Below are 9929 nucleotides of genomic sequence, written 5' to 3' on the forward strand. Positions count from 1 at the left end.
CCGGCGTGCGCCGAAATCGCTTATCTCATCACGCAAATCATGAAGGAGGCCCAACTATGGCCGAGTTTGTCGGTGTGAGCGGAGGTCAAGGCTGATGGCGGCCGAGGACATCAAGATTCAGCAAGGCGACGTGCAGCAGAAGGCGCAGACTGCGGCAACGCAGCTGGCCAACGCCGCCCGGCCCGGCCCGGTTCCGGTGGCGGGTGCGGGCTCGCCGATCGACGCCGCGGCCGCCGGTGTGGCCGCCGCGGTCGGCAGGAATGTGACCGCGATGTCAGCCAGGCTGGCACCGAAAAGTGCTGACGGGCTAGCTCGTTCAACCACGGCGGTGGCAAACATGCAGAGCCAGGAGGAGCAGAACGCCCAGCAGGTCGGCGCAGTGCCGCAGGGTTTGCACGAGCAGGCGCGCCCGAAGCTGACCTGAGGACATGTGCGCAGGTCGGGCATGGGCATCTTCGTGCGGTTATGGACGGTGGGCTGCCGTTAGGGTGATGTGGTGACGACTGAACCATTCGCGCGTCCGGCCGAGCCGGTGCCGGCACCGCAGACCGGCGGTGGCAAGATCGCCGTCGACGCCCCGATCGTGGCGCCGATTCCGCCGCAGCGCCATTGGGCGGCCATCGTTTTCCCGATTGCGTTGATCGTGGGGGTGGTCGGGTTCATCATCGCGATGTACGTCTCGGGGATGCGGACCTTCGCCAGCGGGTTCGGCATCTTCGGCGTGATGATGCTGGTCGGGATGGGCGGCATGCTGTTCCGCGGCCGCGGCGCGGCGCAGAAGATGAGCTGGAGCCAGCTCGAGCAGTACCGCCGCGAATACTTCAGCCGGCTCGACGACGTGCGTGACGAAGTCGAGGTTTCCCGACGGCAGCAGTGGGAGCACCGCGCCCACTTCCATTGGGAGCCAGATCAATTGGTCGGTGTGGCGGGAACGCCACGAATGTGGGAGCGCCGCCCCGGCGACGACGAGTTCGCGGTGGTGCGAATCGGCGTGGGCAAGATCGAGCTGGCTATGACGATCGAGAAGCCCAAGATAGCGGAGGCATCGCGCATCGAGCCGGCCACCGGCCACGCCCTGCGCAAGTTCCTACTGGAGCAGCAGCACGTCTGCGATGTCGCCAAAGTGATTTGGCTGCAACGCTATCCGGGCCTGTCGGTGGTCGGAGAGATGGACCAGGCCCGCGCCGTGGCGCGGGCGATGACCTGTCAGCTGGCGGCGTTTCACAGCCCGGCCGACGTGCAGATCATGGTGGTCACCGCGGCCCCGACGCAGTGGGAGTGGGCCAAGTGGCTGCCCCACCTGCAGCACCGCTCCCAGCGCGACGGTTGCGGTGAGCGTCGACTGCTGTTTTCCTCGGCGGCCGAACTGGAGATCTTTCTCGACGAGGCCGAGGACAGCCGCGAGGCATGGTCCCCGCCGGCCAGCGGGCTGCACGGCGACGCCGGACGCTCTGCCGGCCCGTTTAGAGTCATCGTGGACGACCACTGCGGAACCCCGGAGGACTGGGCCGGCCTGACCGGGCAGCGCGGCTACGCGGGAACGTGTTTCGTGCGGCTGGCCCCCGCCGTCCCGGCGCCCCCCGCCAGCGGCGTCAGTTTCGGCCCGCCGTCGGCGCGGACCTGGGTCGGGTTCGACCCGGCCACCACCTACCGGCTCGTCGATGGAGTGCTGCGCAAGCGGATGCCGCTGCACAACGGCGCGGTCTACGGGGCGGCCAAGGCGTCAGATGAGATCGAAGACGAGTTCTACGCCGAGGCCGACACGCTGAGCTCGCCGTCCGCGGAGCGCTTCGCCCGCGCGATCGCGCGCTACCGTGCCGCAGGATCGGGAGTGGTTGCGGCCAAAGATGATTCGTCGCGGACGCTGCTCGACGTGTTGGCCATCCGCGATCCCCGCCGCCTGGACGTGGACCGGCTTTGGGCGGCGCGGCGCACCCAGGGCCGCGACTGGCTGCGGTTCCCGATCGGCGCGGACCCGTCCGGCCAGCTGGTCGAGCTCGACCTCAAGGAGGGGTCGCAGGGCGGCATGAACATGCACTCGATCCTGATCGGCACCACCGGCGCCGGTAAGTCGGAGGCGATCATCACCGAGGTGACCTCGCTGGCGTTGACCCACTCTCCCGAAGTGGTCAACGTGGTGTTCTCCGACTTCAAACTCAAGTCGGCCGCCGGTGTGCTGCAACGCTTCCCGCACGTGGTGGCGAGCGTCAGCAACCTCGGCACCGAACAGCACCTGGTGGGCCGGATGCACGCCGCACTCGACGGCGAGCTGGACCGGCGCGGCGAGCTGTGTGCGGCGTATGACTGCATGGACCTGAATGTCTATAACGAGAGGCGGCTTTCGGATCCGTCGCTGCCGCCGGTGCCGGCGCTGTTCATTATCTGCGACGAGTACCAGGAAATGCTCGGGCATCCGGTGTGGGGTCCCGACTTCCAGAAGCTGTTCTGGCGCATCGTGCGCCAAGGCCGCGCTTATCACATGTTCCTGCAGCTGGTCGGTCAGACCGTGGATCTGCAGAAGCTCCGCGACATCCGCAAGCTGCTGGGATTCACGATCGCGATGCGCACCGGGCGTGAGGAGGACTCCCGCGATGCGATCGACTCGGCGATCGCCGCGCATGTACCCGAAAAGGGCGCCGAGGGAACGGCTTTCCTGCGGGTTGCGCAGCTGGCGCCGCGCGAGTTTCGCACCTTCTTCTCCTCGGCGGAGTTTGCTCCGCCGTCGGAGGACGCGGGCGTGACCACCGCGCGGGCGGGATCGTGGTTCAACCCGCGCCCGTTCACCGCGGCCCAGGCCACCGACAGCGACGGCTTGCTGGCGTATCCCCAGCAGGCGCGCCCGGACCCGGTCGCCGCGCCGGAACCCGTGGCACCGTTGGCTCCCGGGCAGCTGAAACCCAAAGTCGTGGACAAGGTGATCGAGTCGTTGCAGGCCTCCGGGGTCGGTCCGCCCCGGCAGTTGTGGCTGCCGCCGCTGGGTGAGCCACCGGCCGCCGACGATCTGGTGGCACGGATGCGGGGCAGGGCATGGCACCTCGACTACGGCGACAATGCCGGGCTGCTGTTCCCGGTCGGCATCGAGGACCGGCCCCGAGAGCACCGCCAAAACGTGCACTGCCTGGATTTGTTGTCGGCCAACGCGTTAGTGGTGGGCGCCCCGCAGCGGGGTGCCACCACCACGATGCTGACGATGATCACCACCGGGGCATTGATGTATCGCCCGGAACGGGTGCAGTTCTACTGCATCGCCGCGAGCGGCGCGCACCTTGCCGGGGTGGCCGAGCTGCCGCACGTCGCCGGGGTGGCGGCGGCGGTGGACCGTGAAGGTGTCAACCGCGTCATCGCCACCGTGCGCAACATCGTCGCCGAGCGTGAGGCGCTATTCGCACGCAACCGCCTCGACATGGACACCGTGCGCCGCGCGAAGTTCGGCCCGAATCCCGTCGACGTCGGCGTGTCCGGCGGCGACGTGGTGCTGATCATCGACGGCTGGGCCAATTTCGCGACCCAGTTCGAGATGCACGTCGACACCATCCTCGCCCTGATGCGGGCGCGCAACTACGGTGTGCGCGTGGTGATCACACACACCAGCTATCTGAGCGGGCTGAAGCAGTCGATCAAGCCGGAAGCAAAGGCCCGTGTGGAGCTCGGCCTGACCGACCCGAGGGAATCGGAGATGGATCGCGCCGTCGCACGCGAGGTGCCGGACACCCCGGGACGGGGCGTGACGGCCGGCGGTCACCACCTGATCATCGGAGTGCCGGAGCTGGCCAACTGGCCCGGTGGCCGCGTCGAGGTGCGGGGGCTGGCCGCGGTGGTGACCGAGGTGTCCGGTGTCGCAAAGGTGACGACGGTGGCCCGGCTGCCCGAGGCAGTCCCGGTCGCGGAGGTCAACAGGCTGGCCGACCCGGCGCGGCCCCGCACACTGGTGCCGTTCGGCCTGTCGGAAAACACCCTCGGCCCGGCGTACATCGACTTCGCCGACCATCCGCATGCTGTGGCCGTTGGCAATCCGGGCTCGGGGCGCACCAACTTCCTGCGGGTGATGTGCCGGGCCATCATGGCCGCCTACACCCCGGAAGAGGCCAAGCTGATCGTGTTCGATCCGCGCCGCACCCTGCTCGGTGTGGTGCAGGGCGATCACCTGGCGGCCTACGCCTATACCACCACCGCGATCAAGCAGCTGACCGCCGAGCTGTGCGGCGAACTCGAGCGTCGCCAACCCCCGCCCGGCACCAGCCAGCAGGACATGCTGTCTCGCCAGTTCTGGTCGGGCCCACGGTATTTCGTCATCGCCGACGACGCCGGCGCCTGGACGATGATGGACAACCCGATGATTGCGCTGTCGAACTACGTCGAGCAGGCCCGCGAGACCGGGCTGCATGTCCTGGCCGCCACCATGGCTTCGAACTGGAACATGGTCGCGATCGGGTCGTCGGTGTTGGGCAGGCTTCGGTCGTCGTTGGCTCCCATCCTGATCCTGGACGGTCGCCGCGACGCCGGAAAGATCGCCGCCGACATCTACGCCGAGCCGCAACGGCCCGGCAAGGCAATCTATTTCACTCGCTCGTCCACCGTCGGTGCACTGATCGGCTGGTCGGAGCCACCAGCGAGCAACACCCCGAACGCGGCGGGCTGAGCGGTCGATCCGCCGAAATTCGCGCAGCGGGCATGGTCACGATGGCCTTAGACTAAAACCCACACAGGGCCGATCCTCCCGGGAGGCAAACGATATGACCCTACCGATCCTCGTCGATCCGGCGTTGCTGGGTGTTTCCGCAGGAGTAGAACACGCGGGGACCGCCACGATGGCCGCCGCAAGCGGCGTCGCCACGCCAGTGATCTCGACGGTGCTGCCGGCCGGAGCAGACGCGGTTTCGATCGGGGCGGCGGAGGCTCTCAATGCGCGCGGCGCGGCCACCGCCGGCGCACTGACTGAGTTTGTCGCGATGCGTGAGATGTTCGCTGACACGCTCGGTCTCAGCGGCGTCAGTTACGCGCTGCGCGAGGCGCTGAACACCATCGCGGTCACCGTCTAGCGCGCCGGCATGGCGGTACCGGGGGATTGGGCGGCCACGCCGCCCCAGGTTCTTTGGTATGAGCTGATGGCCGGCGACCACGCTGCCAGCGCCTTATCGGCGGCCAGCGCGATGCAGGCTCTGGCCGACGGGTTGATCGCCGAGGGCGCGGCCATGGGTCTCAACACCTCCAGCACGGCGGCGACCGGGTTCATCGGCGCAGGCGGGACGGCGATGACGGCCAGCGCCACCGAATACGTCGCGGCGCTGGAACTTTTGACCGCGTGGGTGCAGGAGGCGTTCACCGCGACGACGCAAATCATCGACGCCTACCACACCGCCGAGGTGACGATGGTGCCCGGACCGGTCTGCGACGAAAACCGGGTCACGCAGGCGGCGCTGGTCGCTACCAACTTCGGCCAAAATACCCCGGCCATCATCGCTTTGGACACAGAGTATTTCGGCCACCACTGGCCCACCAATGCCGGCGCGATGGCCGCCTACCAGTCCGCCGTGCTGGCCGTGCTGTCGGTGCTGGCGGTTCCGCCGCCGCTGTCGCCGCTGACCGGGAACCCCGCCGCCGCGGCGGCCGACGCAGCGCTGGGCGGCGCCGAGGGCGCGGCGAACGTGGGAATGCAGGGCGCGACGCACGGCATGGAGCAGGCCACCGGTGCCGCCCAGCCCGTCGGGCAGGCTGCGACGGCGACGCCGACCTCGGCCGGGCAGGCAATGACGGGGGCGGCGCCAATGCTGCTGGGCCAGCTCGGGCAGCTCGGGCAGTCCGTCGGGCAGGTCCCGCAGATGGCCGGGCAGCTGCCGGGGATGTTTGGCCAGCTTCCGCAGATGGCAACCGGCATGCTGGGCCCGCTGGCCGGGGGCTTCAACTCTCTCGGCACCGGTGCGGCGGGCGCTGATACGACTGCCAGCGCCACCGTGTCGCAGACCGCGTTGGCACCCGGCGGGGTCGGTGCCGGCGGCGGGGGTGGGGGCGGCGTGGGTGCCCCCGGCGCCGCGGTGGCGTCGAGTTTTACCCGTCCGTCCAGCAGCTTCAACGCGCCCAACCCGCCCAAGCTGCCGTCCGGCTGGTCGTCCTCGAGCCAGCCACCCGCGGCGGTCGCCACGGGTACCCAGCCGATGGCCGGGGGCACCGGCGGGCTCTACGGCGCCCCGATGGCGGCGATGGGCAACGAAGGCGGCGCCCCGGCCGACAAGTCTCCCGCCCGTACCATGCAACTGACCGGGCGCCCGACGGCGAACAGGGGGGACGACCGCGAAAATTAGTGCACGAAGCGGCGTTTCAGGCGCCATAGACTGCTAAACAGCCCAACCCGAACACAGAGGGGAACTAACGGACATGGCAGCAAACAGTGGCAGCGGCCACGTCAATGTCGACAACGACCCACTACAGACAGCGGCGAACAACCTTCACGACCTGATGGAGCAGGCCAGGGCGGTGCTGCAGCACTACGGCCAGGCGGCACACGACATTCACAACCCCGCAACGTTTTTCGGCCAGACGGCGGGAACGAACATCGTCACCACGGAGGAAATCCAGAACGCGCAGATGAAAATCCAGTTCAAGTGGGGGTCTCTGATCGACGTGCTGCGCAACGCCGGTCACCAGTATGCCGAACAGGAGGCGGCGAACCAGCTGAAAATCGCTGCCCTGCAGAACAACCTCTAAGCGACACTAGACATTGACATTTAGGAAGGACCAGAGATGACCTCACCGGACAAGTTCGCTTATCACCAGGGCGCGATATTCGACTACGCCACCCAGGTGGGCACCTTCGCCGTTCACCTGGAAAACATTCGCCAGCAGGCGCAGAACATCGTCCAGCACCTGCAGGACACCTACAGCTCGACGTGGGGCTCGGAGGCGTTCATCCTGATGCATCAGATCATCGACCAGGGGATCGACGAAGGACAGCAAGTGATCACCCGGCACGGCAACACCGTAGAGAACGTCACAGCCGAGATGATGAACATGGATGTCGCACAGGCGAATGCCTTCCACGGCGCGTGGTAACGCCGTCGCCGAGATGATGGGAGGCCAACCGGGCGGTTGGCCTCCCGTTGTCGTGAGGCGTCCGCAATGGCGTTGACCACCACGCCCGGCGGCATCTGGGTGCTACAAGCGCTGCTCGGCGTCGAAACGATGCCGGTTGCATTGCGGCTCAAGCCCTTTGTGCCGTCGGTGCACGAGTCAATGATCGTGGAAACCGCCGACGGCCGGCGGCTCATCCGCGAAACCGCCGAGTACGCCAGCCTGGTTTCGGCTGGAGTGATCGACGCGGACGGCAACGTCGACGACGCGGCGCGCGACTGGTTCACGGTGCTGAGCCGCCCGGAGCGGACGGTCGTGCTGGTGATCCGCCAGCCGGCCGCCAACACCGCTGCGCAGCACGGCGAGAAGCCGCTGGTGTCCGAGCGCGCATTGGTGGTGTGCCAGCATCGTCGCTGGCTGGCGATGTCGGCCCGCTGCGGCGACGAGGTGGTGGTGGGCCCGGTCGGGGAGACCGACCGGGCAGAGGAGCGAACGTCGCTGATCTGCCGGACGCTGCTGCCGGCCTTCGGGGAGGCCGACCCGGTGGCGATGGACGGCGTCAACGTGCAGGCCGACCTGCTGCTGTCGGCACTGAACAACAGCCGCGAGCACGGTCGCGACGCGATGCGTGCCGCGGTGTCGCGGCTGGGCCTGCTGCCCGACCAGGTGGACGTGGTGGTCGCGGCCGCTCGTCTGGACGAGTCGGCGATGGCCGTGGTCGCCGTGGTCGACCACGGCGTCAAGGTGTACGTGCATCCGCGGGTGCTGACGGTTGCGGACACCGAATACGGCCGGGTCAGCATCACCTACACCAACGGCGCCGACGGGCGGCAATGGATGAGTATCTGGCCCACCAGTGCGCCCGCGCTGACTGAGGACCTCACCGAGCTGCTGTCGGTAGGCCGCGTCGCGGCCTAAGACATTCTGGAAACAAACCGCCAGCAAAAACAATGCGATGTCGGTGAGGTAGAAATTGCCGCCGATTTCGCCGCACTGGCGCCGGTAAGGTACTCGCCGTGGCGTTGAATCTCGCATCCCGGCTCCAGGTGTCGGCGCATTTCTTTTGGCAGCGTCGCAACTCCGCCGCGCTCAGCCACCATGGTGTGCGGCTGGAGTACGACCCCGAGCAGCGTCGCCGCGCAGCGCTGATCCTCGGCTTCACCTTCGCGGTGCTCGCGGTGGCGCTCATGTTCATCTTGTCGTGGTTCAAACCGGCCGGGCAGGTGGGCAATTCGACGATCCTGGCCGACCGCGACAGCGGTGCGGTGTACGTGCTCGTGGACGGGCGGTTGCACCCGGCGCTGAACCTGGCCAGCGCGCGGCTCATCGCCGGGCAGGCCGCCAACCCGACGTTCGTCAAGGCCGACCAGCTCACGCAGTACCCACAGGGCCCCACCGTCGGGATCGTCGGCGCGCCCACCGCGATGCCGATACGAATGGGCGACTGGTCGCAATGGGCGGTATGCGACGCCGCGCCGGCGGCCACCCCCACCGCGTCGGCGGCGCCGGCGCCGGTGGTGACCGCGATCGCCGGGCAGCTTGCGGTCGGCGGCCGCTCGGCGCCGCTGACCATGCCCGACGCGATCCTGGGCGCGCACGGCGGCAAGACATACGTAATCTGGGACGGCCGCCGCTCGGAGATCGACCTGTCGAACAAGGCCGTCGCGCTGGCACTGGGCGTCGATTCCACCGGGTCGGCACCGGTGCCGCTGTCCACCGCGCTGTTCGACGCGCTGCCGGCCACCGATCCGCTGACCAGCCCCGCCATCCCCGGAGCCGGCGGCCCTTCGCCGTGGGACATCGCCCCGGGTGTGGTGATCGGCTCGGTGCTGTCGGTGCGCGACCTGCAGCCAGGCGCCGGCGACGCGTTCTATGTGCTGCTGCCCAACGGGGTACAACGCATTTCGCCGTTCGTGGCGTCGCTGCTGCGGTCGTCGAACTCGTTCGGCGACGTGCTGCCCGTGGTGGCGCCGCCGGACCGGCTGGCGAAGGTGCCCGTGGTCGACACCTTGCCGGTGTCGTTTTATCCGCCCACCCGATTGCGGCTGGTGGACACCACCGCCAACGGCACCACCTGCGTGAGCTGGTCGAAAGGCTCCACGGACCGGGCCGCGGTCACCACTGTGCTATCGGGGCAGGGGCTGCCGATCCCTGTCGGCGCCGAACGGCGGCTGATCCATCTGGTCAAGGACGGGCGCGACCACGGCTCGGTGGAAGCCGACCAGGTTTACGTCGCCAAGGGCGCGACCAACTTGGTGATGACCACCAGCGCCGCCCCGGATGCGGCCAGCCGCGAGTCGATGTGGTGGATCTCCGACCAGGGCGTGCGCTACGGGATCGGTCTCGACGAGGAAACCCTTCGGGCGCTGGGCATCTCGCCGGGAAGGGCCGGTCAGGCGCCGTGGCCATTGGTCCGGGTGTTCGCCCCCGGCCCCGCGCTGAGCCGCCAGGATGCGATGACCCAACATGACACCCTGACACCAGTCGGCGCCGCCGAGGCGCTGCCCACCGGCGGGCATTGACGCGCCGTGGCATAAATCAAGAGCACAAATTGACGGACGGATATCTGACATGAGGCCGTTAGGATTTTTTCGTGACTGACCGGGAGAACAGCGATTTCGTCGATGAGCAGCTAATGCCGCCGTCCGGCCCGCAAGGCTCGGCGCAGGGTGAGCGCGAGGCGGCGCCGCGGGCGCCGGACGTTGTCCCGGGCCAGTCGCGCCCGACACCTGCGGGGCCGCCGCCGCTGCAGGACGCGACGCCGACGCCGCCCGGACAGCCGGTCGTCCAGCAGCCCCAGGATCCGACGGCGTTCCGGGCCCGCTCGACATCGGGCCCGCCGCCGCACCGGCAGCCGCCGCCGG

At 68.5% G+C, this 9929-nt stretch carries 8 protein-coding genes and 1 pseudogene; all 9 read left to right on the top strand.

Going from position 1 to position 9929, the window contains the following annotated elements; translation table 11 throughout:
• Window positions 1-94 precede the first annotated feature (94 nt).
• Window positions 95-424, top strand: a complete 330-nt coding sequence (locus tag VE759_RS11525) for a hypothetical protein (protein WP_324931998.1) — start codon at window positions 95-97, stop codon at window positions 422-424.
• Between the two features lie 72 nt (window positions 425-496).
• Window positions 497-4639: a type VII secretion protein EccCa gene (gene eccCa / locus VE759_RS11530; RefSeq protein WP_324932001.1), complete on the top strand. Its 4143-nt coding sequence runs from the start codon at window positions 497-499 to the stop codon at window positions 4637-4639.
• Between the two features lie 94 nt (window positions 4640-4733).
• Complete coding sequence (locus tag VE759_RS11535; protein ID WP_324932004.1) at window positions 4734-5039, top strand: PE family protein; 306 nt, start codon at window positions 4734-4736, stop codon at window positions 5037-5039.
• Between the two features lie 9 nt (window positions 5040-5048).
• Window positions 5049-6299, top strand: coding sequence for a PPE domain-containing protein (locus VE759_RS11540; RefSeq protein ID WP_324932006.1), 1251 nt, complete (start codon window positions 5049-5051; stop codon window positions 6297-6299).
• Between the two features lie 73 nt (window positions 6300-6372).
• On the top strand, window positions 6373-6702 hold the full coding sequence (locus tag VE759_RS11545; RefSeq protein WP_324932009.1) for a hypothetical protein: 330 nt from the start codon (window positions 6373-6375) through the stop codon (window positions 6700-6702).
• A 36-nt stretch (window positions 6703-6738) separates the two neighbouring features.
• Window positions 6739-7047, top strand: coding sequence for a hypothetical protein (locus tag VE759_RS11550; RefSeq protein WP_324932012.1), 309 nt, complete (start codon window positions 6739-6741; stop codon window positions 7045-7047).
• Window positions 7048-7113: 66 nt separating this feature from the next.
• The gene (locus VE759_RS11555) at window positions 7114-7983 is read left to right on the top strand and encodes an ESX secretion-associated protein EspG (RefSeq protein WP_324932015.1); all 870 of its coding nucleotides are present in this window, start codon (window positions 7114-7116) and stop codon (window positions 7981-7983) included.
• A gap of 98 nt (window positions 7984-8081) precedes the next feature.
• A complete protein-coding gene (gene eccB / locus VE759_RS11560) occupies window positions 8082-9587 on the top strand; it encodes a type VII secretion protein EccB (protein ID WP_324932018.1) in 1506 nt (501 codons plus the stop codon).
• Between the two features lie 71 nt (window positions 9588-9658).
• Window positions 9659-9929 (top strand): annotated as a pseudogene (locus VE759_RS11565) (hypothetical protein); the annotation flags it as partial.

The organism is Mycobacterium sp. (assembly GCF_035640695.1).
Lineage (GTDB): Bacteria > Actinomycetota > Actinomycetes > Mycobacteriales > Mycobacteriaceae > Mycobacterium.